Origin of the sequence: Methylorubrum zatmanii (assembly GCF_014845115.1) — a bacterium.
GTDB lineage: Bacteria > Pseudomonadota > Alphaproteobacteria > Rhizobiales > Beijerinckiaceae > Methylobacterium > Methylobacterium zatmanii.
Window position 1 is genome coordinate 1 of sequence record NZ_NKUI01000313.1, and the last position, 823, is coordinate 823.

General features: G+C 66.0%; 1 pseudogene. It reads right to left on the reverse strand.

The features are described from left to right. Positions 1–88: 88 nt before the first annotated feature. Positions 89–751, reverse strand: a pseudogene (locus MZTS_RS24180) (IS3-like element ISMex11 family transposase); the annotation flags it as partial. Between the last annotated feature and the right edge of the window lie 72 nt (positions 752–823).

Below are 823 nucleotides of genomic sequence, written 5' to 3' on the forward strand. Positions count from 1 at the left end.
CCTTGCCTGTGGGCTCGGAAATTTGTAAAAGAGCCAGGCCTGAGGGTCCCCCGGATTTTGGTCCGGCCGGAAGGTGAGCTTCCGGATCTCATTCGGCGGCCTGCAGGGCCGCCGCTAGGGCGAATTCCTGGGGTGTTCGCCACCCCAGGGCGGTGTGAGGACGGCTCTCGTTGTAGTGCCGCCGCCACGTCTCGATCTTGCTCCTCGCGTCGGCCAACGACAAGAACCAGTTCGCGTTCAGGCACTCGTCGCGCAGCCGGCCGTTGAACGACTCGACCAGCGCGTTGTCGGTCGGCTTGCCGGGCCGTGAGAAGTCCAACGTGACACCGTTCTCGTAGGCCCAGCGGTCGAGGGCTTTCGAGACGAACTCAGGCCCGTTATCGACCTGAATCGCGCATGGTGCTCCGCGCAGCAGCGCCAAGCGGCCGACGACAGCCACGACCTGTTCGCCTTTGATGCCCTGGTCGACCTCGATCGCCAGAGCCTCGCGCGTGAATGCATCGACGACCGTCAGGGCCCGCAGCCGGCGGCCGTCGAACAGCGCGTCGGAGACGAAGTCCATCGACCAGCGTTCGTTCGGCCGGAGCGCAGCAGGCTGACGCTCACGGTGTGCCGCGCTGACGTGCCGGCGCGGCCGCTTGAGCCGCAGGCTGAGGCCCTCATCCCTGTAGAGGCGGTGGACCCTCTTGTGATTCACCCGCCAACCTTCCCGGCGCAGCAGGATGTAGATCCGGAAGTACCCGTAGCGGAGCTATGCGGGAGATTGGGTGACGACGGTGTGTTGAAGGCGGCGGATCGAGGCGGGGGTGCTAAGCTGCCGCAA